23 protein-coding genes and 1 tRNA gene are annotated in these 25,265 nt (G+C 34.9%); 9 read left to right on the top strand and 15 right to left on the bottom strand.

Annotated elements, in window-relative coordinates:
* Window positions 1-13: 13 nt before the first annotated feature.
* From DFQ05_RS11730 to DFQ05_RS11715, 4 genes are read left to right on the top strand one after another with little or no spacing between them, the layout of a single operon-like run.
* Window positions 14-982, top strand: coding sequence for a lysylphosphatidylglycerol synthase domain-containing protein (locus tag DFQ05_RS11730; RefSeq protein ID WP_132705600.1), 969 nt, complete (start codon window positions 14-16; stop codon window positions 980-982).
* Window positions 982-2,121 carry a glycosyltransferase family 2 protein gene (locus DFQ05_RS11725; protein ID WP_132705599.1) on the top strand — a complete coding sequence of 380 codons (1,140 nt, stop codon included), beginning with the start codon at window positions 982-984 and terminating at the stop codon, window positions 2,119-2,121. The genes DFQ05_RS11730 and DFQ05_RS11725 overlap by 1 nt, the downstream gene beginning before the upstream one ends.
* A 59-nt stretch (window positions 2,122-2,180) precedes the next feature.
* Window positions 2,181-3,065 carry a hypothetical protein gene (locus tag DFQ05_RS11720; RefSeq protein ID WP_132705598.1) on the top strand — a complete coding sequence of 295 codons (885 nt, stop codon included), beginning with the start codon at window positions 2,181-2,183 and terminating at the stop codon, window positions 3,063-3,065.
* Between the two features lie 3 nt (window positions 3,066-3,068).
* Window positions 3,069-3,809 (top strand): Bax inhibitor-1/YccA family protein, encoded by a 741-nt coding sequence (locus tag DFQ05_RS11715; RefSeq protein ID WP_132705597.1) that lies wholly within the window; start codon window positions 3,069-3,071, stop codon window positions 3,807-3,809.
* 6 nt (window positions 3,810-3,815) lie between these two features.
* Here DFQ05_RS11715 and DFQ05_RS11710 read toward each other — a convergent pair whose 3' ends face one another.
* The 13 genes from DFQ05_RS11710 to DFQ05_RS11655 form a co-directional block, all read right to left on the bottom strand.
* A complete protein-coding gene (locus DFQ05_RS11710) occupies window positions 3,816-4,289 on the bottom strand; it encodes a hypothetical protein (protein ID WP_132705596.1) in 474 nt (157 codons plus the stop codon).
* A gap of 64 nt (window positions 4,290-4,353) precedes the next feature.
* Entirely contained in the window at window positions 4,354-5,490 is a 1,137-nt protein-coding gene (locus DFQ05_RS11705) for a tetratricopeptide repeat protein (protein WP_132705595.1), read from the bottom strand.
* Window positions 5,491-7,776, bottom strand: coding sequence for a M56 family metallopeptidase (locus DFQ05_RS11700; RefSeq protein ID WP_132705594.1), 2,286 nt, complete (start codon window positions 7,774-7,776; stop codon window positions 5,491-5,493).
* A 2-nt stretch (window positions 7,777-7,778) separates the two neighbouring features.
* Window positions 7,779-8,138: a BlaI/MecI/CopY family transcriptional regulator gene (locus DFQ05_RS11695; RefSeq protein WP_132705593.1), complete on the bottom strand. Its 360-nt coding sequence runs from the start codon at window positions 8,136-8,138 to the stop codon at window positions 7,779-7,781.
* A 321-nt stretch (window positions 8,139-8,459) separates the two neighbouring features.
* Window positions 8,460-9,128, bottom strand: coding sequence for a response regulator (locus DFQ05_RS11690; RefSeq protein ID WP_132705592.1), 669 nt, complete (start codon window positions 9,126-9,128; stop codon window positions 8,460-8,462).
* A gap of 14 nt (window positions 9,129-9,142) precedes the next feature.
* Window positions 9,143-11,170: a tetratricopeptide repeat-containing sensor histidine kinase gene (locus DFQ05_RS11685; RefSeq protein ID WP_132705591.1), complete on the bottom strand. Its 2,028-nt coding sequence runs from the start codon at window positions 11,168-11,170 to the stop codon at window positions 9,143-9,145.
* Between the two features lie 184 nt (window positions 11,171-11,354).
* Window positions 11,355-11,522 (bottom strand): hypothetical protein, encoded by a 168-nt coding sequence (locus tag DFQ05_RS13620; protein ID WP_158281915.1) that lies wholly within the window; start codon window positions 11,520-11,522, stop codon window positions 11,355-11,357.
* Between the two features lie 408 nt (window positions 11,523-11,930).
* Window positions 11,931-12,004: transfer RNA gene (locus DFQ05_RS11680), tRNA-Asp, on the bottom strand.
* A 75-nt stretch (window positions 12,005-12,079) separates the two neighbouring features.
* Entirely contained in the window at window positions 12,080-13,009 is a 930-nt protein-coding gene (locus tag DFQ05_RS11675; RefSeq protein WP_132705590.1) for a DUF58 domain-containing protein, read from the bottom strand.
* A 171-nt stretch (window positions 13,010-13,180) separates the two neighbouring features.
* Window positions 13,181-13,498 carry a thioredoxin gene (gene trxA / locus DFQ05_RS11670; RefSeq protein ID WP_132705589.1) on the bottom strand — a complete coding sequence of 106 codons (318 nt, stop codon included), beginning with the start codon at window positions 13,496-13,498 and terminating at the stop codon, window positions 13,181-13,183.
* A gap of 188 nt (window positions 13,499-13,686) precedes the next feature.
* A complete protein-coding gene (dnaE, locus tag DFQ05_RS11665) occupies window positions 13,687-18,072 on the bottom strand; it encodes a DNA polymerase III subunit alpha (protein ID WP_132705588.1) in 4,386 nt (1,461 codons plus the stop codon).
* A 276-nt stretch (window positions 18,073-18,348) separates the two neighbouring features.
* A complete protein-coding gene (locus tag DFQ05_RS11660; protein WP_241974260.1) occupies window positions 18,349-18,813 on the bottom strand; it encodes a ferritin-like domain-containing protein in 465 nt (154 codons plus the stop codon).
* Window positions 18,814-18,985: 172 nt separating this feature from the next.
* Window positions 18,986-19,480 (bottom strand): DUF6252 domain-containing protein, encoded by a 495-nt coding sequence (locus tag DFQ05_RS11655; protein WP_132705587.1) that lies wholly within the window; start codon window positions 19,478-19,480, stop codon window positions 18,986-18,988.
* Window positions 19,481-19,645: 165 nt separating this feature from the next.
* Between DFQ05_RS11655 and DFQ05_RS11650 the strand changes: the two genes are divergently transcribed.
* The 5 genes from DFQ05_RS11650 (at window position 19,646) to DFQ05_RS11630 (ending at window position 23,740) form a co-directional block, all read left to right on the top strand.
* On the top strand, window positions 19,646-20,176 hold the full coding sequence (locus DFQ05_RS11650; protein ID WP_132705586.1) for a 30S ribosomal protein S16: 531 nt from the start codon (window positions 19,646-19,648) through the stop codon (window positions 20,174-20,176).
* A 61-nt stretch (window positions 20,177-20,237) separates the two neighbouring features.
* On the top strand, window positions 20,238-20,768 hold the full coding sequence (gene rimM / locus DFQ05_RS11645) for a ribosome maturation factor RimM (RefSeq protein ID WP_132705585.1): 531 nt from the start codon (window positions 20,238-20,240) through the stop codon (window positions 20,766-20,768).
* A complete protein-coding gene (locus tag DFQ05_RS11640) occupies window positions 20,768-21,514 on the top strand; it encodes a tRNA1(Val) (adenine(37)-N6)-methyltransferase (protein ID WP_132705584.1) in 747 nt (248 codons plus the stop codon). The genes rimM and DFQ05_RS11640 overlap by 1 nt, the downstream gene beginning before the upstream one ends.
* Before the next feature lie 61 nt (window positions 21,515-21,575).
* Entirely contained in the window at window positions 21,576-22,754 is a 1,179-nt protein-coding gene (locus tag DFQ05_RS11635; RefSeq protein WP_132705583.1) for an acyl-CoA dehydrogenase family protein, read from the top strand.
* 89 nt (window positions 22,755-22,843) lie between these two features.
* Entirely contained in the window at window positions 22,844-23,740 is an 897-nt protein-coding gene (locus tag DFQ05_RS11630; RefSeq protein WP_132705582.1) for a metallophosphoesterase, read from the top strand.
* Between the two features lie 3 nt (window positions 23,741-23,743).
* Here the strand turns inward: DFQ05_RS11630 and DFQ05_RS11625 are convergent, their stop codons facing one another.
* Together DFQ05_RS11625 and DFQ05_RS11620 are read right to left on the bottom strand one after the other, a co-directional pair.
* Window positions 23,744-24,079 carry a 2Fe-2S iron-sulfur cluster-binding family protein gene (locus DFQ05_RS11625; RefSeq protein ID WP_132705581.1) on the bottom strand — a complete coding sequence of 112 codons (336 nt, stop codon included), beginning with the start codon at window positions 24,077-24,079 and terminating at the stop codon, window positions 23,744-23,746.
* Complete coding sequence (locus tag DFQ05_RS11620; protein WP_132705580.1) at window positions 24,079-25,134, bottom strand: NAD(P)/FAD-dependent oxidoreductase; 1,056 nt, start codon at window positions 25,132-25,134, stop codon at window positions 24,079-24,081. The genes DFQ05_RS11625 and DFQ05_RS11620 overlap by 1 nt, the downstream gene beginning before the upstream one ends.
* Between the last annotated feature and the right edge of the window lie 131 nt (window positions 25,135-25,265).

Genomic DNA, 25,265 nt, shown 5'->3' with positions numbered 1-25,265 from the left:
TTTAATTTGTATTGTGCTAGGAAGCCTTCCATACAAAACTAAGCAATTCTTTATTGCAATAATTAAACTAAGTATAATAGTTGGTGCATCTTATTATATCTATAACAGACTGCTAAACAATGAGAATTTAAATTTTACTGAATTTACCTCGCTTTTAACCAAAAACAACGTTTTTTCAGCCAAAAACATCTTTTTTCTACTCATTTTGAGTGTTTTTAATTGGTTTTTTGAAATCTTAAAATGGAAAAATTTGGTAAAAACAATCAAAAAAATCTCATTTTTTGAAGCCTTAGAACAAAGTCTTGGTGGTTTAACTGCATCATTAATTACACCAAACCGCATCGGCGATTATGGTGCAAAAGCTATTTACTTTGCAAAGCAATACAGGAAGCGGGTAATACTGCTTAACCTAATTGGGAATGTTAACCAAATGGCAGTAACAACTATAATTGGGATTATAGGCCTTATACTCTTTTATAAAAATTACGATTTAGAAATAAATTTCTATAAAGTTTCAAGACTACTAGTAATACTAATTGTCTTAGCCGTTTTCACAGCGTTTGGCCTAAAGCAATCTCGGTTTAGGATTAAAGGTTTTTCCATAGAACAAATCATCAATTTTGTAAAACAGCTTCCTCAAAGAACCCATATAAAAACGTTTATCTTATCGCTGGTGCGTTATGCTATATTCTCGTTTCAGTTTTATTTTTTGTTGCAGATTTTTGGAACTAGCCTTGACTACAAAACGGCTATGATTGCTATTAGCAGCATGTATTTTTTAAGTTCAATTGTACCATCGCTTGCTGTATTTGATGTCTTAATTAAAACGAGTGCCGCAGTATTTCTGTTTAGTCATTTAGGAATTGATGAGTTAACCATACTTTCAGTTTCAACATTAATGTGGTTACTCAATTTTGTGCTTCCAAGTATTTTTGGAAGTTACTTTGTACTAAATTTTAGACTCCCAAAAGTTCAAGATTAATGCTATTAATTATTTGTTTCATCATTGTTTTAATATACCTCATAGTAATAGGGTGGCTGAATTATGGGTTTAATAAGGTTGAAGATTTTAAACTGCAAGATTTAGAGCCTAAAACTAAATTTTCGGTAGTGATTCCGTTTAGAAATGAAGCTGAAAACTTGCCGTATTTATTGAATTCAATTAAAGCATTGAATTATCCTAATTCGCATTTTGAAGTCATCCTGGTAGATGATGAATCTAGTGATGATTGGGAATCTGTTCTCGATACATTCCGACGAAAACGTCGAAACACTCGAACTGATTATATTAGAGTTATTTCAAATATCAGAACTTCAAACTCCCCAAAAAAAGATGCTATTTCTTCGGCAATACAAATAGCGCAATTTGATTGGATTGTTACTACCGATGCCGATTGTATGTTACCAAAATATTGGTTAGATACTTTAGATGAGTTTATCCAAACCAAAAATACTATTGCAATTGCTGGTCCAGTGAAATTTACTGGGCTCTCTTCTTTTTTTAATCGGTTTCAAATCATAGACACGCTGAGTTTACAAGGTGCAACTATTGGTGGCTTTGGGATTAAAAAGCCTTTTATGTGCAATGGTGCCAATTTTGCCTACAAAAAATCAGCTTTTTTTGCTGTTAACGGTTTTAAAGGGAATGATTCGTCTTCGAGTGGAGATGATGTATTTTTACTTCAAAAATTAGTAAAAGCATATAAAGAACAGGTTCATTTTTTAAAATCTGAAAAAGCAATTGTTTCTACTAAAGTTACCGACAGCTTATCGCGTTATATTCAGCAAAGATTACGATGGGCGTCTAAATCTAGTCGATATACGTTGTGGTTTCCAAAGCTTTTAGGATTAATTGTATTACTGACTAACTTAATTATTGTTACTTTAATTCCTTTATACCTAACAGGATTTTTAACCTTAAAAACTGCCACGCTATTATTCCTTGTAAAATTTGGTATAGATTTGCTTATTATTTTTAAAACAGCACGTTTTTACAAACAAGAACCTGTATTATTATCTTATGTTTTTGTGAGTTTACTGCATCCGTTTATGACCATATATATTGCTTTGCGCTTTCCGTTTTCTAGATACAAATGGAAAGGACGCTCTTTTAAAAACTAGAGATTTACAGATATTTTTGGTAGCTTTAACAAAAGTCCCAAACCGAAAACAACTAAACCATGAAAAAAATAGGTCTTATCTGCTTTATTTTTGCTTCTATCTCCATAGGATTTGCGCAAAATACTTACACTGTAAATGGTGAAACTCTTGAACTAAAAACCGAGGTTGAAGGCGAACTTGATTTACTATGGACAGTAACTTATGGCAAATACCGTTATTTTGTTAGAACCTCTGAAGGCACCATTACTGAACTTAAAAGCACAAGAGATAGTAATGGTAAATACAAAAAAGAATATCTCGACGTTTTAAAAAATCTAACTTCTGATAGCAATGTATCTCCGGACCGCGTAAGTTTAACAACAGGCAGTCTAAAGCGTTTTATAGACAACTACAATAAGCGTAAAGATTCTGATTACAAAATTAGAAATACCGATAGTAAAGTTAATTTTAGGCTTGCTTTTTTTGGTGGTACTACCAATCATCCACTTGTCGAAAATATTGATAATACCTCATCATTTCAATTAGCTACAGAATTAGAATTATTTGGTGACACCGACAACCCTAGACATTCTGGCTTGTTACAAGCGAGACAAACACTAGGTGCTAAAGACGATTACAGAAGTACTGAATTTTCTCTTGGTTACAGGTTTAGAATTTTAAGAAAAGAACGCTTTAATCTGTATGTACAGAATAGATTTGCTTCGGTTAATTTCTTTTCTATTGAAAGACCCGTTTTTACTGACGAAACTTCCTCTATAATAGAGTTTCAAACACGTAATGAATCAGAATTTGACGTGCCATTTATCTTTGGGATTGGAGCTGATATAAAAATTTCTGCTAACAGCTATTTAACCATACTTTACGACCGCTTTTTTGCCTTAGGATTAGACAATAGCGACGATTTTCCTATGGATATAATGGTGGGTTATAAATTCAATTTATAATATATGAGTCTACGCACTTCTAGAACGTCCAACCCTATTTTTAACAATTACTTTTGGGATGATGGAAGAAATTCATCAAAAAAAATGACCGTTTTTGGAATTTTCGTTAAATCTTTTTTTGGCATTTTAGTCATTGCTGCCATTACTGGTTACATCTGGAAATTAAGTACCCAAGGTTGGGACACTGGTTGGTTTACTCTAGGCGGTATGCTTGGCGCGGCCATCATTAGTATTATCATTTCTTTTAAGACCCAATGGGCTGGTTTTTTAGTTCCGCTTTATATCATAGCCAAAGGGTTTTTTCTTGGTGGTTTTTCGGCCTATGCACATAAGCATTTTCCAGAATTACCGTATCAGGCTATAGGCGTAACTATAATTACATTTTTTGTAATGCTTTTGCTCTACCAAACACGAATTATAGTTGTAACTAAACAAGTGAGAAGTGTTATTATTACAGCCACGGTAAGCATTATGGTTGTTTACATCGTTTCATGGATTCTTGGTTTTTTTGGCATTAGAACTTTTATCTGGGGTACATCTTGGTGGGCTATTGGCTTTAATATTTTTGCAGCTATAGTTGCTTCATTTGCCCTGCTGTTAGATTTTGATTACATAGAGCGTTATAAAAATAAGGCACCTAAACAAAAAGAGTGGTTAGCTACTTGGGGATTATTAGCTACACTAATATGGCTCTATGTTGAAGCCTTGCGACTGCTTCAAAAGTTTGCTATAAAGTTTCGGTAAATTCAACTATTTAATTGAGACAACTACAGGAAGAACAAACTCTGTAGTTACGTTCTGACTTCTTTTTACGGCAGGGAATATTTTTGGAAGTGACCTTATACTTCCTCTTAACAACGTATCAATCTCAGGGATGATGTCTTGAGTTTCCTGCTTTGTTTTAATGTTAAGAATAGAGATTTTACCAAAATTATCAATCTTGAGTTTTATGGCTATGGTATCTTCTACATCTTGAGAGACTACAATACTTTGTTTGGAAAGATAGTTGTTTACGTGGGTTAAAATAGTACTTTCGAAACACTGCTTGCGTGCCTGTTTTCCCGTAACAGAATCGCAGACCGAGAAACTTGGGTACTCATCTACCGATTTCCAATCTATAGTCTCTAATTCTTGCGTAACAATATCTTCTGTCTTGACTTTTTTATTTTCAAAATAGTTACAAGAAATTAGAAGAATAAAAACACAAACAACTAATCGTTTCATTTATAAAATTGTGAAACCGAAAAGTACAATAAATCCTTAAAAGATGCTAAAACTCTGAGACGCACTAGTCTTTTTTCATAAACCCCTCTTCCTTGAGTTCTTTTAGTCTAATTTGTGCAAAGCGCGTATAGACTTCGTTTGCAGAATTTCGTTCGATAAAATCTTCATATAGTTTTATAACGGCGTTCCTGTCTGCGTAATATTCGTCCTTTGTTCGGATAATAGCGAACTTTGCAAAAATATCCTTCGAATCTTCTTTTACAGCTTTTTGAAAAGCTGAAATAGCTTTCTCGTATTGCTTCTGAAAATTATATAGTCTTCCTAGTTTAACGTATTCGTCATTTAGTGGTTTGTCTTGCAGTTTTAATGATTTACTTATGTATTCCTCCGCCTTTTCATAGTCTTTCAACTCCTCATAATAAGTTCCTATAACATACATTGATGTCGCATCGTACGGATTGTAGTCTAGCACTTTTTTTCGATGAAAAATGGCTTTCTCGTAATCATAGTTTTTTGCATAACAAATACTTAGTTTTTCATGAATAAATTCTGAAGATTCCCCTAAATCTAATAACTTATTGAACCAGATAATGGCCTCTTTTATGTAATCTTGATGATAGTAATTTTGCGCTTTTAGACTTATTAATTCTACATTCTCAGCATAACTCTCCAAACCCTTATCGATATACTTATGGGAGGTTTGATGCTTGCGTTTTATGAGATAATATTTAGCAATTTTGAAAATGGCTTTCTGATGTGTTGGGTCTAATTGATAAGCCGAGAGATAGCGATTTAAAAAGGTGGAATCCTTTAACTTTTCTAACACTACACCTTTCTGATAGTGATAGTTAGGATTTTTATAATCGACATAGATAAGCTCTTCAAACAAGTCTGAAGCTTCGGCATACTTTTTTGAGCGAGATAATAACTTGGCATATTCAAACTTTATTAATGCGTCTTTAGGATTGGCTTCGACACCTTTTTTATAATTGTCTAATGCTTTTCCATTATTCCCTATAGCTAGATATGCTTTGGCTATTTTATCGTAAACTTCATCTTGATTTGTGTGCTTCTCGTAAGCTTTTATGGCTTTAGAATAATTACCGTTGGCGTACAAACTATCTCCAAGCTGTAATGCCGAAGACTGAGCTTCGGCATTGAATTGTATAAATATAATTAGAATTGTGAGTCTTTTGAGCATTTAGTTTTTCGTGGTTTTTGGTGCAACTTGAAACATTATTGGCAAAGAGTATAATACATCTACTTTTTGGCCTTCTTGTTCTCCAGGAATAAATGCTGGTAAAGCATTAACCACTCGAACTGCCTCTTCTTCTAATCGTGGATGTACTGCTCTTGCATAAGCAGAATGCACTTTCCCATCCGTGCCTATTTTAAAACCAACAAAAATACGCTGCCAATCTTCTAACCCTAGTTCTGATGCTATACCCATATTAAAATTTCTGTTGACAAACTTTGCAACGGATTGGCTGGTGCACTTCTTTTTTTCCTCTGCTTTTTCAAGGTTTTGGCATTCGATAGATACAGGTGCTTTGTCTATAACAGAGTATGCAACACCACTGCCTACGACATCGTCATAGTCTAAAACTTTTTTTTCTGGATTTGGGTTTAGTGCCGGATTAATAGGAGTATTATTTACCTGGAAAAGTATAGGCAAACTGTACGGTACAACCACAGGCTTTCCTTTTTGTGTTCCGGGAATAAATTGCGGTAGCATGGCAATAACACGTTTAGCTTCTTCTTCTAATCTTGGATGCGGTGCTCTTGCTGCAATAGAACTGACATCACCTTCTTTATTTATTTTAAAGAATACCGAAATGCGCTGTCTACCTACCAAACCTAATTTAGTTGCTAAATCTGTATTAAAATTTTTATTTACAAAAGAAGCTATCTTTTGCGAGGTACATTTTTTTCGGTCTGTAGAAGGTAAGTCCTTGCACTCTTCAAAAGTTGGTATATTTTCTACAACTGCATAAGGTACTTCAACAGTTTCAGTAGCATCGGTAACTATAGGTTTATTAACTACATTATCTACAGAAACGACTTCATCATTCTCTTTATGAAATGTCATTCGTTGCGATTGATTACCGTCGGAAATTAATAGTTCGTCCCAGTAGCTGTCTTTATTTATTAACTCTATCTTTTCTGCCATTCTATCTTTTTCAGACTCATCAAGGTTCTTTACATCTTTTACATAAAGTCTTAATGTGCTTTCGTCACTAAAAGTCTCCCACTTACGCCCATAATCTTCTGTTTTGGTTCTTTCCACATATTCAGCATAAGTTTTATAATCACCCTTAAGCTGCTTTAATGCTTCTTTATCACTTTTTGTAGCTGTTTTTTCTAGAATTTTTTTCTCAATTTTATCAATAAGCATAACTCTATTCAAAGCACTTAGTCTAGCATATTCATCTAAAGACATTCTAAATTTACTAATGTCAAAATTTATCAGATCCATAACTTTTGAAATACCATCTGATTTCTCAATAGCTTTCATTTGCTTGTAATACTTATCTATTAATTCTTTCTCTGAAATCTCTTGTACTTCAATAACTTCTGTAATCGTTTTACTTTCCGGTTCCTGTGCTTTTACCTCAGCAGAGGTATAAATAAGCATCCCAAATACTATTGGAATAAGCAAAGTGTATTTGACTAATGCTATTTGTTTTGATTTTGATTTTTGTAACATAGCTATTCGTTTTTTGATTAATGATGATTTAAAAAAAGTATTGGTAAAGGAAAGACTTTGTGTTTCAAAAACTTGATTAAGCAAATCTTGATAATAGGATTTCTTACCGCCTTGTTTTACGGCAATGTCATCTGCTATATATTCGTGTAACACCTTTATTCTATTTTGATACATATAAACCAAAGGATTGAACCAAAGTAGAATTCGCATAACCTCGAAGACTAATAAATCGATACTATGCAGTTGTTTAACATGTACTAACTCATGTTTTAATATTGTAGGCTGCTCGTCTTCAGAAATTTTCTCGCCTAAAAAAATGGTGTTGAAAAATGAAAATGCAGCGGAACTTTTAAGCAGTTTTACAATAAGTACATTACCTCGCCATCGTTTTGGATTATTGAATTTTAACCAATACAACTTCATAAATTTGAAGACAAAAAGTAATGTTGCTAAAATCGCTCCTGCATAAAAGACCATTTGCCAGATAGGCATGCTTGGCTCGTCCAAAACAATACCTGTTTGTAGGGCTATGTGAGTATCTAACTCTGTTGGTGGGTTAATATTGCCAATAATAACTTCTGGCAATACCACTACAAACTCGTCTGGAACAACTGCTTTAATAGTTTCTAACTTTATAAAAGGAAGCACAAATGAAAGTATTGCTGTACCCAACAAATAAACTCTGTTGTAATTAAAAAACGTTTCGCGTTTTAAAAACAAATCGTAAACCAATAGAAATACAACCTGAAACGCTATGATTTGTAATATATAATGTAGCATGACTAGTCTGGTTTATTAATTTCCTTTAATAAAGCTTCAATATCGTTAACATCGACATCGTTCTTTTTTACAAAAAACGATACCATACTTTTAAAAGAGCCTTGAAAATAATTATCTACCAACTTATTTATAGACTGGTTGCTATAAACCTCTTTATCTACGATTGGGAAGTAAACATGTCCTTTTCCCTGTTTTTCATAATCTACAAACCCTTTAGATTCTAAAATTCTAACAATTGTAGACACTGTATTATATGCCGGTTTTGGCTCTGGTAGCTTATCTATAATAGATTTTACATTGGCTTTTTTTAATTGCCATAATGTCTGCATAATCTCCTCTTCTGCCTTTGTAAGTTGCTTCATTAGAACTAAATGTTTGATTAGAATATGTTGTAAATATAACTAAAATTTTAGTTTAAACTAATTTTTTAGTTAAAAAAGAAAGTAAAAGGTATTAAAAAACCTAGCAGTTAATCATCGGTCGATTTACTACTAGGTTTTAAAGCTATTAATTCAACAATTGCTTAAGAGGGATTAATTAATTCTTGTTGACTGGTGTAAATGTAGTAAAGCGTATTAATATTTTGTTACGGAAAAACCGTAAACATGATGCGGAAAAACCGTAGTTTTCAATAATAACAGACCTTTCGGGTAGTTTTTAAGACTAAAAAAACAGCAACTATTTTAGATAAATCCTTTCTGCTTTGCTTCCTCAAGCAATGTTTCGTCTTTTCCGTCTTCAACAGAAAATAAAAGTTTAAGTTGCTTTTTTCGTTTTTCTATAGCGCTCATAGACAATGGTATGTGGTCTAGTAAGCTTTTGGTTTTAATACCTTGCGATAGTAAGTACAATATTTTTCTGTTGATATCATCTACATAAATGTCACTTGTAAAGGTCTGCTTTACAAAATTATGTACCGTACTACTATAATATGGTGGTGATTTAAGAATATGCTGAAAAGCGTCTGCCAACTCCATCGAGGTTAAATCACTTTTAATTAAAAAACCATCAGGATTAATTTCTCGAATAATATTATGAATTCTAAAAGACTCATTAAACATCGTTAAAATTATAATCTTTGTATCTGGTAAAACCCTCTTTGCCAGTTTGGCTAAGTCTTCTCCTGAGGTGTATTTTCCATCTTGGGATGGTGGCAAACTAATATCGAAAAAACAGATATCATAATGTTCTTCTTTTGAAGCTCTATTAATCATAATTTCTGCCATATCACAATTATTGGCAGTATCTATAGTTAATTCTTGGTCGTCCTTTTTTGTAGCCATTAAAACGTTCATATAACCCTCTATTATAATAGGGTGATCGTCGACCATAAGAATTTTAAGTTTCTGCATTGTTTGTAGGTTAATTATACTTTATAGGGGATTTTAACTTTTACTGATGTGCCTTCTCCTGGTTTAGAACGAAACGAAATTTTTCCATCAATCTCTGTAACTCGCGATGTCATATTTTTTAGTCCTATTCCTCTTTTCGATTTAGTGGTGTCGAAGCCTTTACCATCATCTACAATGTAAATATTAATCTCATCATTATTTCTTAAAATATCAATTTTAACATGTTTTGCCTCTGCATGTTTATAGATATTCTGCATGGACTCTTGTAATATTCTATAAATATTAATTTTTGTTTTGTTTGGTACAAACTCCCAACTAAAATCGTCTGTGTAATTAAAGTTATAAGTGAAACCGTAGGCTTTGGTCTGATTTTCGATTAATTCTGAAACGATATCCATAAACCCAGAACCAGAAACAAAGTCGGCATTCATCTCGTGAGAAATTTTACGAATATCGTCTTCTATAGTTTTAAGCTGACTAATGTAGTTTGCACGATTCATGATGGCCTCTTTTCCTTCTGAAAAATTTAAACTATCTAGGCTTAATCGCGCTCCAAACAGTCGGCCAAGAACGCCATCATGCAATTCTTTAGATACCCTAATCTTTTCTTGCGCTCGCGCTTCTTCTACCTTATCTTGCTGGCCTAGCATTAAATTATAAATCTCTTCATTAGCCTTCTGCTGCTCTTGTATAAGACGTAATTCTTTATTTTTTGCCCTTTGCGATAAAATTATATATATCAAAACACCCGCTACGAATAACCCTAAAAGCGATATAAAAAGGATAAGATTTTCTCTAGATATTTGCTTATTTTCTGCCTCTATCTGATCTGTGTCAAATTTAACTCTGGCGAACTTATTTTTAACTAACCGCTCTTCTTTTTGAAGACTATCTTGAAGTTTAATATGTTGTCTAAGAAAGTCTTTCCCTTTACCATCGTCATATAAATACGAAAGCTCTATTAGGGCATCCATTTTATATTCGTTATTAGAAACCTCGTTCGATATTTCTAAAGTTTCATTACCAAATTTTATTGCTAAATCAAGGTAAGAATGTTTTTTGTACAAACGAGTGAACTCGAGTGCTGTTGCCATTCTCCCGTAATTATCTTCGATTTTTACAAATAAATTATACGCTTCTTTTAATCGATTTTCTATGTCTTTGAAATCATACTTATTAGATTCAAACTTTGTTTTAGCTATATTTAGTAAAACTGCAGGATAAAAGTCGGGTTCGTCTTTTTCATATTTGACTTTTAAATCTACTAAGCCATTGAAAAGCTCGAGAGCTTTAGAATACTCTCCAAATTCTCTGTAGGCGTTTGCTTTGTTGTTAATTGAATATATCTCATAACCAAAGCCATCTTCCATTTTTTTTGAAAAAGAGATGGATTTATCATAATACTCAATTGCCTTCTGCTTATTTAGAGTATTTTTTGCGATGATAGCTAAAAGGTTGTATAAACTCCAATTAAGGTACAGAGAGTCTTCATTTTCAGGTAATTGATTTAGGATTCTTATTGCACTTATCACATCCTCTTCTGCTCCGGTATACGCCTTTTCTTCTTGCTGAATATCTGCTAGAGCTGTTAGGGTCTCCGCTTTTTCTATAGAAATATCATTGAACGAAAAATAATCTAATTTCTTAGTGTAATAATAATATGAACTGTCTATTTGCTCTGTATAGAGATAATAAGAACCAAGATTTTTGGTAGATGCTTGTAAAGCGGAAGTATCCTTCAGTTTTTGAGCTAATTTAAAATTCTCCTGATTTAATCTTACATAAGAGTCGAATAACTGATTATCAAAATAATTAGTAGATAATGTCCTCTGAACATAAAGTTTTACAGAATCTACTCCTAATTCATCAGAATATTTTTTTGCTTTAATAGCAAAATCAAGGCGCAGTTTTGAATCTAGCTCAGAGTCTTTCGAAAGCCAATAATATTTATTAATCGAGTCTTGCAATTTTCTGTCTTGACTCAAACCAATATTACCAATGAAGAATAAAATATAAACAGAAAGTATCTGAGACTTTATCAAATCGTACGGAGTTTACCCAAAAATATGCAAAAAAGAATTTAATTACATATAATAAAACCCGAAAAGTCCTTTACCAAAATCTGGCAAGGACTTATATATCTTTATTCAATACCTGAAACTGTGTGGGGATGAATTAAGTACTATATACTTTCGACTATCAAATCTTAAATATTATAGTTAATCTTTAAGAAACTGTTTGAAGTTTTCTCTTTTTCTTATCTATGACAAGTTTTTTTGGAGTATACTCCTTGTAAGTATTAGTTTCGTCTTGTATAGCATTATCCTTAGACACAACTGATACGGTTAACACAACTACAGCTACTAATAATAACGTAATTTTTAAAGCTTTCATAAGATTCTTATTTAGTTAATTTCGTTTAAAATTTATAACTGTACTAAACAAGAAAAGCCTTTACGTACAAGTAAAAGCGTCAATGGATTAATTAAAGTCTATGATAAGTTTATTTAGGGCTTTATCAAAGAGGTTATCAAAGAACGTAAAAAATCATTCTAATTAGTACATTTATCGATTAAATGTATATTTTAAACGATAAAATGCACTATTTACTCTCTTAAAACTTCTCTAAAACAAAAAAGCATTCCGATTTTCTATGCAGAAAAAAGGAAAGCTTCTCATTGGTAATTTCCTAAATGTCTTAGGAATCTTACAACTACTCTAGTCCCGAAGCCTCGGGGCTAGAACAACACAACACTTTTATTGCCAAAAAAAGCTCTAATCTCTTAGAGCTTGGGCAATTTGCGGTCTGGACGGGACTCGAACCCGCGACCCCCTGCGTGACAGGCAGATATTCTAACCAACTGAACTACCAGACCGTTGCTTAATTGCGAGGGCAAATATACACTGCATTTTTAATTCCGCAAATAAAAAAAGAAAAAATATTACTTTACTCAGGCAAATTTTTGTCGCTCAATCATATATGTGGTTAAAATACTATCAAAGCCTTTGTTTATATCTGCTTCAACATACTTTATTCGGTATTGTCCACATCTTAATTTTAGATTTTTGAAATAGTCTTTTACTGCAATTTCGTAATTTTCTTTGACAGTATCTGGATATAAATCTATGGTTTCTCCAGTTTCTACATCGACAAATCGTTTGGGTCTATTATCAAAATTAAGCGTTAATTCCTTTTCTCTATCGAAAACATGAAACACAACGACTTCGTGCTTATTATGTTTTAAATGCCGTAACGCTTCAAATATCTTTTCATCTTCTTCTGATGTTTGAAACATATCGGTAAATACAAATATCAATGACCGTCGATGAATTTTCTCTGCAATTTGATGCAAATACTTATAAGTTTCTGTTGTTTTTGTTTCTTTTTTATGAACTACAGCTTCACTTAGCTTACTTAGTAACATCTGATGATGGCGCTCGCTCCCTTTTTCTGGTGCATAGAAGTCATAATCATCACTGTAAAGACTCAAACCCACAGCATCGCGCTGCTTTTTTAAAATATTCATTACGCATGCCGCTGCTAAGGCTGAAAAGGCTATTTTGTTCAAATTATCTATTGTAGAACCGCCAGATTCTGGATAATGCATCGATGCACTATTATCTACAATAAGATGACAACGGAGATTGGTTTCCTCGTCGTAACGTTTGGTGTACAATCTGTCTGTTTTTGCATAGAGCTTCCAATCGATATGCTTAGTACTTTCACCCTGATTATAAATTTTATGTTCTGCAAATTCAGCAGAAAAGCCATGAAAGGGACTTTTATGCATCCCTGCAATAAAACCTTCAACGACTTGTTTGGCTAACAACTCAAGGTTTTTAAAACCGCCTGCTTTATCTAATTCTTTTCTTAAATCCATTTTCCCATCCTAACCTTCCCAAAGGGAAGTAATTAGCTTCTTACGTTCAATATTACGCAAAAGCGACATCTTCCCAGAGGGAAGATTTTTTTTCAAATTATTAATAAGTTACAAACTAAAAAAGGTTTGCCATACCGACAAACCTTTTATCATTTCTTTTAGAGTGATAGTCTATAAAAGTGCATCTAAAGCTTCTGCATAAGCATTCTTAGGTGCTACGCCAACTTGTCTGCCTACTACTTCCCCGTTCTGAAATACCAAAACCGTAGGAATGTTTCTTACACCATATTTAGCTGCAAACTCTTGGTTAGCGTCTACATCTACCTTACCTACAACAGCCTTTCCTTCGTACTCATTACTAATCTCGTCTATAATGGGACCAACCATACGACAAGGACCACACCATGCTGCCCAAAAATCTACCATCACAGGTTTGTCGCTATTTAATACTTGCTCTTCAAAAGTTGCATCTGTTATTTCTAATGCCATAATATTTAGTTTAATTGTATTCTACTTTAATTTAATATACAAAATTAGTCAAAAATTCTGCCAAACCTTACACTCGGCGCATTTGATTTGACTATTGATACATAGACTTACATTATTGTATTTGTAGTTCAATTTTCAGTCGTGTAATATCAAGGGGCGAACTCCTGTCTTCCCACACCTCCTTAATATCAATTTAATTTGTAGTTGATATCACGTTCTGATAACCCATTAAGTAACTCTTGAGAAATCTTTACTTTTTGCTTTCGACTAGGCATTGTAAGCTTAATTTTATCGGAATTATCGTAGATAATAAAATTTAAGCTATTGTTTCCCTCATGAGCCCTGAACATATCTTGTAAATCTTTAATGGTATTTTCTTCTATCTCCTTTATGTCGAGCTGAACCGATAATTTCTTAGCATAGGTATCCATGACATCGTGTAATAACTGAAAGTTGTTAAACTGAATACGCGGTTCTCCTCTCTTTCCAGTCTCACGATTTACCCAACCTTCTTTTACAAATGCTTGCACATGAACAAATGAATTTTGAACTAAAAAATGACGAAATTTAAGATAATCCTCTCCAAAAATTCTAAAATCGAAACTATCAGAATAATCTTCAATCGTAAACATTGCCCAACCTTTACCTTGTTTGCTTATGCGGTGTTGCACTTCGGTGACTACGCCGCCGAATTTAATATTCTGATTTATTAGTTTTTCTAAATCATTAAAATCGGCAATAACACCGTTGCAAAAGTTTTTCATTTCAATTTTAAAATCGTCTAACGGATGCCCAGAGATATAAATCCCCACCACTTCTTTTTCGCGCGACAGCTTCTCCATTGTTCCCCAATCTTCGCATGGTGGTACTTGCGGCTCTGCTATCTCCACACCACTAGCTTCACCAAATAAACTAACCTGTGCAGAGTTTTCGTTTTCTTGGTATTTAGCACCATATTTCATGGCTTTTTCTAAAAATGTGATTCCGTCACCATCGTGAGCAAAATATTGTGCGCGGTGTGTGTCCTCGAAACAATCAAAACCACCAGCATTAGCAAGTCCTTCAAAAGATTTTTTGTTAGCAGCCCGTAAATCTATTCGTTTTGCTAAATCGAAAATTGACTTATAATTTCCATCTTTTTTTCGGTTTTCAACAATCGTTTTTACGGCACCGTGACCAACACCTTTTATGGCGCCCATCCCAAAACGAACAGCATTGTCTTTATTTACAGAAAACTTATAATAACTCTCATTAACACTTGGTCCAAGTACTGGCAAACGCATACGCTTACACTCTTCCATAAAGAAGGTAACGGACTTAATATCATTCATGTTATTACTCAAAACCGCTGCCATATATTCTGCAGGATAATGTGCTTTTAGATACGCCGTTTGGTAAGCAATCCAAGCATAACATGTTGAGTGCGATTTGTTAAAAGCGTAACTGGCAAAAGCTTCCCAATCTTTCCAGATTTTTTCGAGCTTTTTTTCGTCCATACCTTTTGCAGCCGCTTGGGAGATAAACTTTGGCTTCATTTTATCCAAAACCGCCTTCTGCTTTTTACCCATGGCCTTTCTTAGAACATCCGCTTCACCTTTTGTAAAATCAGCTAACTTTTGAGAGAGCAACATCACTTGCTCTTGATAGACTGTTATACCATAAGTTTCCTTGAGATACTCCTCTAATTCTGGTAAATCGTAAACAATTTCTTCTTCGCCATGCTTACGGCGAATAAAACTCGGGATATATTCCATCGGACCAGGACGATACAAGGCGTTCATAGCGATTAAATCATCAAAAACTGTAGGCTTTAGATGCTTCATGTGCTTTTGCATTCCAGGCGATTCGTACTGAAATATCCCTACCGTCTCACCACGTTGAAACAATGCGTAGGTTTCTTCATCATCTAAAGGAAAATTTTCTGGGTCGAGCGTAATGCCATGTCTCGCCTTGACAATTTTAACGGTATCTTTAATTAGGGTCAACGTTTTTAACCCCAAGAAATCCATTTTTAGCAAACCGGCACTTTCTACTACAGAGTTATCGAATTGCGTAACGTATAAATCGGAATCTTTGGCTGTGGCGACCGGAACGTAATTGGTAATATCTCCAGGCGTTATAATAACACCGCAGGCATGAATTCCCGTATTTCTTACGGAGCCTTCTAAAACTCTTGCTTGATTAACGGTTTCGGCCTGTAAATCTTCGCCATCAGAAATATTAAGTAACTGATTAACCTTATCCAGTTCCTCTGCACGAAATTTAGATGCCAGTTCCTTTTCACTCTTACCAAATATTTTTCCCAATTTAGACATATTAGGAATTAGCTTGGCTATATGGTCGGCTTCATTTAAAGGTAAATCTAATACACGCGCTGTATCTCTAATCGAGGATTTTGCAGCCATTGTTCCGTAAGTGATAATTTGAGCCACTTGATTAGCACCGTATTTATCAATAACGTATTGCATGACGCGGCCACGACCTTCATCATCAAAATCGATATCAATATCTGGCATACTTACACGATCTGGGTTTAAGAAACGCTCAAAAAGCAAGTCGTACTTAATCGGGTCTATATTGGTTATCCAAAGGCAATAGGCAACCACAGAACCTGCCGCAGAACCTCGCCCTGGACCAACAGAAACATCCATGTTTCTGGCTTCGCGAATAAAATCTTCTACAATTAAAAAATAACCTGGATAGCCTGTTTTTTCGATGACGCCCAACTCAAAATCGAGACGTTCTTTTATGTCTTCTGTTAATTCACCATAACGCTTTTTAGCACCTTCGTAAGTGAGATGTCGTAGATAGGCGTTTTCACCACGTTTTCCGCCATCGGCTTTATCTTCTTCGTGTTTAAATTCGTCTGGAATATCAAAAGCAGGTAGTAGTACGTCTCTAGCTAACTCGTAAGGCTCAACTTTATCTATGACCTCTTCGATGTTTACAATAGCTTCTGGAATATCGCGGAATAATGCTTTCATTTCTTCCGACGACTTAAAATAATACTCTTGATTTGGTAAACCATAACGATAACCGCGACCTCGACCAATTGGCGTGGCTTGCTTTTCGCCATCTTTTACACACAATAGGATATCGTGAGCATTAGCATTTTCTTGTTCTACATAATAGGTATTGTTGGTGGCAACTAACTTTACTTGATGCTTTTTTGAAAATTGAATAAGTACCTGATTAACGCGATTTTCATCTTCTTGATTATGTCGCATTATTTCGATGTAAAGATCTTCTTTAAACGTATTTTTCCACCAAATTAAGGCATCTTCAGCTTGGTTTTCGCCTACATTTAAAATCTTACTCGGCACCTCTCCGTAAAGATTTCCTGTTAAGCAGATTAAATCTTCTTTGTATTGCTCAATGAGTTGCTTATCAATTCTTGGTACATAATAGAAACCATCTGTAAATGCGGCGGAAGATAGTTTCGCAAGATTATGATATCCATTTTTATTTTTTGCTAATAGAACAATTTGATAACCATTGTCCTTGCGCGTTTTGTCTTTATGGTTTTCGCAAACAAAAAACTCGCAACCAATTATAGGTTTTAGTTTACGGCCTTTCTTTTCTTCTCCATTTTCTTTCGTTTGCGCATGTTGGGCTTCTACACTTTTGTTATGCGCTGAAACTGCGCTTACAAAATGAAAAGCTCCCATCATATTTCCATGATCAGTCAGTGCTACAGCAGGCATATTTTCTTTAGCAGCGGCATCCACTAAGTCTTTAATGCTTATGGTAGATTGTAATATAGAAAATTGAGAGTGATTGTGTAAATGAGCAAATTCTGCATCACTTAACTTAGAGACAGCTTCTCTATTTGTTTCAGACGGAATAGATTCTACCTGTTCCTTTTGTAATCGAGTATTAATCTTAGCACTTTCGCGCTTTAAATTAACATGATTTAAGCCTATACCCTCAATTTTTGAAGGATTGTGCTGTCCAAATTCTTCAAAATAACTAGCATCGACATCAAGTTGCTCTTTTGTGTATTCTCGTCGCCTTAACAGCTCTAAAAAACAACGTGTTGTTGCTTCGACATCGGCAGTTGCATTATGCGCTTCTGCAAAGGGTTGATTAAAGAGGTACTCGTGTAACTCGGTTAATGTGGGTAATTTAAACTTGCCACCTCGACCGCCTGGAATTTGACATAGCGTAGCGGTATGTTCTGTACAAGTATCTAAAACTGGTAAGTCTTGTAAGGGATTTGCCACATCTGCTCGGACAAATTCAGCGCCCATAATGTTAATATCGAAACCTACATTTTGTCCAACGATGAACTTTGTTTTGGACATGGCGATATTAAACTTCTGTAAAACCTCAGTAAGAGAAATACCTTGCTCTTCGGCTAACTCTGTAGATATACCGTGAATTTTTTCCGCGTCATACGGAATATTGAAACCGTCAGGCTTAATTAAATAGTCTTGATGCTCTATACAATTTCCCATGGCATCATGTAATTGCCATGCAATTTGTATGGCTCTTGGCCAGTTATCTGTATCGGTAATCGGTGCATCCCAACGTTTGGGCAAACCTGTAGTTTCGGTATCGAATATTAAGTACATAAGCCTATCCCTAAAGAGGCTGTCTGAAAAGTAATTTTGTCAGTCATTTCGAGCGTAGTCGAGAAAATTAAAATATTGAATTTCAATGCATTTCGACTACGCTCAATGTGACAGATTTAAATATTCTATACTTTTCAGACAGCCTTGTTCCTTATCATTAAAAATTAGTCCATAAAAATACAGAGAATTGTTACTTTTTTAAAGTGAAGTTATTAGGACTTTTAAACAAAAAAAAGCTACGTTTTCACGTAGCTTTCTGCTTAACCCAATTAAGTATTATGACAATACTTCTTCATATAGTTTCACACTTTTTATTGCAGATTCTATAGCATTTCTCTGCTCTCGCAATAAGTTTACCAATCTTGTTGGGAAATTTGTATCTGTAATTAAGTCGTTATATTCGTCTAAACTTGCTTTCTCACCTCTAATGGCTTCTTCTAAGATGGTTTCTTCGTTATTTGAAGAAAATGTTGTTTTTAAAGACATCCAGTTTCTATGCATAGTTCCTTTAAAACTTCCTGAGTCCTCTGGTAATTCGCCATAGGTTAAAATTTCGGTTCGTAATTGACGTGCGAAGCGACTTCTCTCTTCTGCTCTGTTACTGAAAAAGTTTTTTAGATTTACATTATCCACTTCTTTCATGGCTTTAATATAACCTCTTTCAGCATCGTAATTTTTTATTAATAATTCATTTAATTTTTCAGAAATAATTTTCTCGTACTTCATACTATCTTTTATCATTTTTTAAAAATTTCAATAATTTCTTTTGGGATGCTTATTGTATCACATCATAGATAATATAAGGAAAATAAGACGTCATGTCAAGTGACTTAACAAGTTTTAGCAGCCTTTAACTAATGTTAACAAAAAAGCCCCGAACATCGGAGCTTAAAAATATTGTTTGTCGTAATAACTAATCGGGAAGTTCCTGTAAACCTCCTAATAACGACACCTTAAAAAATACACCATTTATAAAGTTAACAGACCTAAGTCCATCTTCTGAAAATGCCGTAAATCTAAATGTGCCTGTTACTCGTTTTGGCTCAGCATTATCAATATCATCAACAACGATTACACCTTCTGGCGGGTAAATGGTTATTTCTGGGTCTGGTAAATTCTTTGTTGAGTAAATAATTCCTTCTGCATCTCTAAAAATAGCTTTCGATACACTTTCTGGAGTCAACTCAAAAGTACCACGAGTATCGTTTTCTGTAATTATCTGCAAAACTTCGGTTCCTCTGCGACCTTCAAAAATAAAACCTCCAAAGTCTATATCCCCAGCAAAAGATGTGGCGCGCCACGAATCCCCTTCAAAATTAGCCTGCATTGCAGGATTGTTAAATTCCACTTCATCGGCACATCCACCTAAAATAAGAACTAGTAGTAGTAAAAGTATATTTTTATTCATTCTATTACTTTATAATGTATTAACTGTAACACTTAATAGCTTTCAAAAGTATATTATTTTTTCGAGAAATCTTTACTTGACATAAAGCCTTAGAAATTAAAAAAATATACTATCTTTGCGCCCTCATTAATAACAGAGGTCGAGAACCTCAACTAATTAATTATTATGCCTGTAAAAATTAGATTACAAAGACACGGTAAAAAAGGAAAACCTTTTTATTGGATTGTTGCGGCTGATGCTCGCGCAAAAAGAGATGGTAAGTACCTAGAGAAATTAGGAATTTACAATCCAAACACTAACCCTGCAACTATCGAATTAAATGTTGATGGTGCCGTACAGTGGTTAGATAATGGTGCACAACCTACAGATACGGCTAGAGCTATTTTATCTTACAAAGGTGCATTATTAAAAAAGCATTTAGCTGGTGGTGTTAAGAAAGGTGCTTTAACTGAAGAGCAAGCTGAAGCTAAGTTTAACGCTTGGTTAGAAGAAAAAGCTGCTAAAGTACAAGCCAAAGCTGACGGACTATCTAAAGCGGAAGCAGATGCTAGAGCTAAGGCGTTAGAAGCTGAAAAAGCGGTTAACGAAGCTCGTGTAGCTGCTGCACAACCTGAAGTTGAAGAAACTCCTGAAACTCCAGAAAACGTTGATGCGTCTGATGAAGTTGAAGCTGTTGCATCAAACGAAGAAGAATAAAAAATTAATTTTTATACTTTTAAACCCAGACCGCTTGTGTCTGGGTTTTTTATTTCAAATCATGAAAAAAGACGATTGTTTTTACCTAGGGAAAATAGTAAAGAAGTATAGCTTTAAAGGTGAACTTTTAGCTAAACTAGATACAGATGAACCTGATTTATACGATAATTTAGATGCTATTTTTATAGACCTAAGAGGGAATCTCGTCCCATTTTTCATTGAAGCATCTCAGCTCCATAAATCTGATTTGTTACGCCTAAAGTTTGAAGACGTAGATACTGAAGCCGATGCTGACGCACTTTTAAAATCTGATTTATATCTACCACTTGAACTACTTCCAAAACTAGAAGGTAATAAATTTTACTTTCATGAAGTCATAAACTTTACGATACATGACGAAAACTACGGTGAAGTTGGCAGAATCGTAGGTGTTAACGATACGACTGCTCAGGCTCTGTTTGAAGTCGATAGAAACGGTGTCGAAATCCTAATACCTATGAATGACGAATTTATTGTGAAAGTAGATAGACCAAACAAAACGGTAATTGTTAATACACCAGAAGGTTTGATAGATTTATATCTTTCGGAATAATGAGCTCTTACTCTTTTAAATTCAAACAATTCACAGTAGAACAAGACCGTTGCGCCATGAAAATTGGGACAGATGCCGTCTTACTTGGCGCATGGACTTCTGTAGAACACAACCCATTTGCTGTACTAGACATTGGCGCGGGTACTGGTATATTATCGCTAATGTTAGCACAACGCACAAACGCTCAACTTATTGAAGCTATTGAAATTGATGATGATGCTTACGAGCAATGTGCCGATAATTTTGAAAACTCGCCATGGAGCGACCGCCTTTTTTGTTATCACGCCTCGCTTTTGGAATATACAGAGGAAGTCGATGATAAATACGACTCCATCGTTTGTAATCCACCATTCTATTCGCCCACTCTGCCTGCAGCATCTCTCCTAAAAGGAGAGAATTTAGACACTAAATCATCACGCCAAAAAGCAAGATTTCAAGATGCCATGCCTTTTGAGCATTTGGTTTATGCTGTTTCAAAACTATTGTCAGAAAATGGTTTGTTCTCAGTTGTTATTCCCTTTAATGAAGAAAAACGTTTTATTGAACTCGCATCAAAATTCAATTTATTCCCTTCCCGAATACTTCATGTAAAAGGCGATTCGCACTCTAATATAAAACGAAGTCTGATTGAGTTTTCATTTCAAAAAAGAGAGCTATCCATTTCAGAATTAATTATTGAAAATGGAAGACACAACTACACTGAAGATTACATTAATCTTACCAAAGATTTCTACTTGAAAATGTAATAGTTTGGTTGTTCACTGAAAACGTTTTCGTTACTTTTGTTTCATTAAAAATGAGATACCGATGAAACCTGATTTATTCGAAGCTCCAGATTATTATAATATTGACGATTTACTTTCAGAAGAACACAAATTAGTACGTGACGCAGCTCGTGATTGGGTAAAACGTGACGTTTCACCTATAATAGAAGACGCTGCGCAAAAAGCAGAATTCCCTAAATCTATCATTGGCGGATTAGCAGAAATTGGTGCTTTTGGCCCTTACATTCCAGAAGAATATGGCGGTGCAGGTTTAGACCAAATATCGTACGGTTTAATCATGCAAGAGATAGAGCGTGGCGATTCTGGCGTAAGAAGTACAGCATCGGTACAATCATCCTTGGTCATGTATCCTATTTGGAAATACGGTACTGAAGAACAACGCCAAAAATATTTACCAAAACTAGCCAGTGGCGAATGGATGGGAAGTTTTGGGTTAACGGAGCCAGACCATGGAAGTAATCCTGGTGGCATGACCACAAACTTTAAAGATATGGGAGACCATTATCTACTTAATGGTGCTAAACTTTGGATTAGTAATTCGCCATTTTGTAATGTTGCGGTGGTTTGGGCAAAAAATGAAGAAGGACGCATTCATGGACTCATTGTAGAGCGTGGTATGGAAGGTTTCTCCACACCAGAAACGCATAACAAATGGTCCTTAAGAGCATCAGCTACTGGAGAGTTGATTTTTCAAGATGTAAAAGTTCCAAAAGAAAATTTATTACCTAACAAATCTGGTTTAGGAGCACCACTTGGTTGCTTAGATTCTGCACGTTATGGTATTGCTTGGGGTGCCATTGGTGCCGCTATGGATTGTTATGACACAGCGTTGAGATATTCTAAAGAACGCATACAGTTTGGTAAGCCAATCGGCGCATTTCAGCTTCAACAGAAGAAATTGGCTGAGATGATTACAGAAATTACCAAAGCACAATTATTAGCTTTCCGTTTGGGTCAATTGAAAAACGAAGACAGAGCAACATCAGCTCAGATTTCTATGGCGAAACGCAATAACGTAGATATGGCTATTAAAATAGCTCGTGAGGCTCGACAAATGTTAGGCGGTATGGGTATTACAGGAGAATATCCTATTATGCGCCACATGATGAATTTAGAAAGCGTGATTACTTACGAAGGCACACATGACATTCATTTATTAATTACTGGTCTAGACATTACTGGGTTTAATGCTTTTAAATAAGTCGCTAAGTGACGTTTAGCAAACAATCTTAACTTATAATACAAATGCTTCCTTAATCACGGGAAGCATTTTTTATTTACATTTACTCTATGTTTTCTGCAAAAAAGAGATTAGATAACGCTTACAAAAATGCTACTCGGATTCCGTTTGACGATTCGAGTAAATTTATTCTGTTTAGCGATTGTCATCGTGGTGATAATAGTTTTGCTGACGATTTTGCCAATAATAGAAACATTTACTTTCATGCGTTAAAGCATTATTATAATGAAGGTTTTAATTATGCTGAATTAGGCGATGGTGACGAGCTTTGGGAAAATCTATCCTTTAGTTCTTTGCTCTATGCACACAAGAATGTGTACATGCTTATGAAGCAGTTTCATGATGAGGGCAGACTACATATGATTTGGGGCAATCACGATATGGTTTATCGCGATGCTAATTATGTAAAAAAATACCTCAACACCTATTTCGACCCAAAAACAGGAGAAGACAAAGATTTATTCTGTGATATTAAGTATCATGAAGGTATCGTCTTAGAACATTCTGAAACTAAGCAAGAATTATTTCTATGTCACGGCCATCAGGCTGATTGGTGGAATTATTTGTTTTGGAAAGTAAGCCGTTTTATGGTACGTATTCTATGGAAACCTTTAAACGTTATGGGTATTGCTGATCCTACTAGTCCAGCGAAAAATTACAAAGAACTCATTAAAGTAGAACGTAGAACCAAAAAGTGGATTACAGAAAATGACAACCTAATTACCATAGCTGGACATACGCACAGACCGCGCTTCCCTGAGCCTGGTGACATTGCCTTTTTTAATGACGGGAGTTGCGTACACCCAAGAAGTATAACTGGCCTTGAGATTGAAAATGGTGAAATTTCCTTGATAAAATGGCAAATTGCTACAGCCGATGATGGCACTCTAAAAATTGTAAGAATACTATTAGAAGGCCCAACGAAATTAATTGATTACAGAACTTAATAATTAACTCTCTGGAGCCAACTCCACTTCTAAACCTTCAAGCTCTGGCGTAATATGGATTTGGCAACCCAAACGACTATTATCTTTTACATAGAATGCTTCAGAAAGCATGGCTTCTTCATCGTCTTGCATTTCTGGGAGTTCATGATTTGATTTTACATAACACTGACAAGATGCACACATCGCCATACCACCACATACACCAATAGTGCCTTCTGGAGCTAACTCATATGAACGCACAACTTCCATTAGGTTCATAGCCATATCCGTTGGTGCTTCAATTTGATGGGTTACACCATCACGGTCGATAATTGTTATGTTTACATCATTATTTTCCATTAATCAATGGTTTTTACAACAGCCTTTGGAGCTTCTTTTCGAGTACCATCAAAACCATCTACACCGCTCACTGTGGTATATTTTAGAACATAGCGCTTTCCTGGATTTATGATTTTATAAGCTGCCTGACACATTAATGTAGCCTCATGAAAACCACAAAGAATCAACTTTAATTTTCCGGGGTAGATGTTTCCATCTCCAATGGCAAAAATTCCAGGAATATTAGTTTGGTAATCTAATGCATTATTTACTTTGATGGCATTTTTTTCAATCTCTAATCCCCAATTAGCTATTGGACCTAGCTTTGGAGACAAACCAAATAATGGAATAAAATGGTCAGCTTTAAGATTAAAAGGCGCTTCATCTTTTTTGGTAATCTCAACACTTTCAACTTTTCCGCCACCAAGAATAGCAGTAATCTCAGCAGGTGTAATCAAATTTATTTTACCTGCATTTTTTAATTCTTGTACTTTATCTACAGAGTCTAAATGACCTCTAAATTCATTACGACGGTGAACGAGAGTAACACTTTTTGCTACATCGGCCAAAAAGATACTCCAATCTAACGCAGAATCACCTCCTCCAGCAATAACGACGTCTTTTCCACGGTATAGCTCTGGCTCTTTAATCATGTACTCTACACCTTTGTCTTCGTAATCTGCAATATTATCTAACAATGGCTTACGAGGCTCAAAACTTCCCAAACCACTGGCAATGGCAACGACTGGCGCTTTGTGCTGGGTTCCTTTATTAGTCGTTACAATAAAGCTCCCATCTTCTTGCTTATCGATAGTTTCGGCACGCTCTCCTAAAGTAAATCCTGGCTCAAACTGCTTACACTGCTCCATGAGCTTGTCCGTTAAATCTCCAGCAAGAATTTCGGGATAAGCAGGAATATCGTAAATAGGTTTCTTTGGATATATCTCAGAACATTGTCCGCCTGGTTGCGGTAATGCGTCAATTAAATGACATTTTAATTTTAATAAACCCGCTTCAAAAACGGCAAAAAGCCCAGTTGGGCCAGCACCGATAATAATTATATCTGTTGTAATCATTTTATTCCTGCGAAGGCAGGAATCTTGATGTTCCAACCTTCTCTGTTATTTATTTTTGAAAGACCTACAGGGTTTCAGAAACCTTGCAGGTCAATATTAAGCTTTGATTGACAAAACTAAGTTAATGCTTC

Source organism: Winogradskyella wandonensis, from assembly GCF_004346845.1.
Classification (GTDB): Bacteria; Bacteroidota; Bacteroidia; order Flavobacteriales; family Flavobacteriaceae; genus Winogradskyella; species Winogradskyella wandonensis.
Note: the sequence above shows the minus strand (reverse complement) of the source record. Positions and strands in the feature narration are given on the sequence as shown.

Bases quoted from the DNA above. Each gene is read 5' to 3' on its own strand.
- DFQ05_RS11725 (WP_132705599.1), top strand. From the start codon at position 982: ATGCTATTAATTATTTGTTTCATCATTGTTTTAATATACCTCATAGTA.
- DFQ05_RS11660 (WP_241974260.1), bottom strand. From the start codon at position 18,813: ATGATAAAAGATAGTATGAAGTACGAGAAAATTATTTCTGAAAAATTA.
- DFQ05_RS11655 (WP_132705587.1), bottom strand. From the start codon at position 19,480: ATGAATAAAAATATACTTTTACTACTACTAGTTCTTATTTTAGGTGGA.
- DFQ05_RS11715 (WP_132705597.1), top strand. From the start codon at position 3,069: ATGAGTCTACGCACTTCTAGAACGTCCAACCCTATTTTTAACAATTAC.
- DFQ05_RS11650 (WP_132705586.1), top strand. From the start codon at position 19,646: ATGCCTGTAAAAATTAGATTACAAAGACACGGTAAAAAAGGAAAACCT.
- DFQ05_RS11675 (WP_132705590.1), bottom strand. From the start codon at position 13,009: ATGGATTTAAGAAAAGAATTAGATAAAGCAGGCGGTTTTAAAAACCTT.
- rimM (WP_132705585.1), top strand. From the start codon at position 20,238: ATGAAAAAAGACGATTGTTTTTACCTAGGGAAAATAGTAAAGAAGTAT.
- DFQ05_RS11625 (WP_132705581.1), bottom strand. From the start codon at position 24,079: ATGGAAAATAATGATGTAAACATAACAATTATCGACCGTGATGGTGTA.
- DFQ05_RS11705 (WP_132705595.1), bottom strand. From the start codon at position 5,490: ATGCTCAAAAGACTCACAATTCTAATTATATTTATACAATTCAATGCC.
- DFQ05_RS11630 (WP_132705582.1), top strand. From the start codon at position 22,844: ATGTTTTCTGCAAAAAAGAGATTAGATAACGCTTACAAAAATGCTACT.
- DFQ05_RS11635 (WP_132705583.1), top strand. From the start codon at position 21,576: ATGAAACCTGATTTATTCGAAGCTCCAGATTATTATAATATTGACGAT.
- DFQ05_RS11700 (WP_132705594.1), bottom strand. From the start codon at position 7,776: ATGCTACATTATATATTACAAATCATAGCGTTTCAGGTTGTATTTCTA.
- DFQ05_RS11620 (WP_132705580.1), bottom strand. From the start codon at position 25,134: ATGATTACAACAGATATAATTATTATCGGTGCTGGCCCAACTGGGCTT.
- DFQ05_RS11690 (WP_132705592.1), bottom strand. From the start codon at position 9,128: ATGCAGAAACTTAAAATTCTTATGGTCGACGATCACCCTATTATAATA.
- DFQ05_RS11695 (WP_132705593.1), bottom strand. From the start codon at position 8,138: ATGAAGCAACTTACAAAGGCAGAAGAGGAGATTATGCAGACATTATGG.
- dnaE (WP_132705588.1), bottom strand. From the start codon at position 18,072: ATGTACTTAATATTCGATACCGAAACTACAGGTTTGCCCAAACGTTGG.
- DFQ05_RS13620 (WP_158281915.1), bottom strand. From the start codon at position 11,522: ATGAAAGCTTTAAAAATTACGTTATTATTAGTAGCTGTAGTTGTGTTA.
- DFQ05_RS11710 (WP_132705596.1), bottom strand. From the start codon at position 4,289: ATGAAACGATTAGTTGTTTGTGTTTTTATTCTTCTAATTTCTTGTAAC.
- trxA (WP_132705589.1), bottom strand. From the start codon at position 13,498: ATGGCATTAGAAATAACAGATGCAACTTTTGAAGAGCAAGTATTAAAT.
- DFQ05_RS11640 (WP_132705584.1), top strand. From the start codon at position 20,768: ATGAGCTCTTACTCTTTTAAATTCAAACAATTCACAGTAGAACAAGAC.
- DFQ05_RS11720 (WP_132705598.1), top strand. From the start codon at position 2,181: ATGAAAAAAATAGGTCTTATCTGCTTTATTTTTGCTTCTATCTCCATA.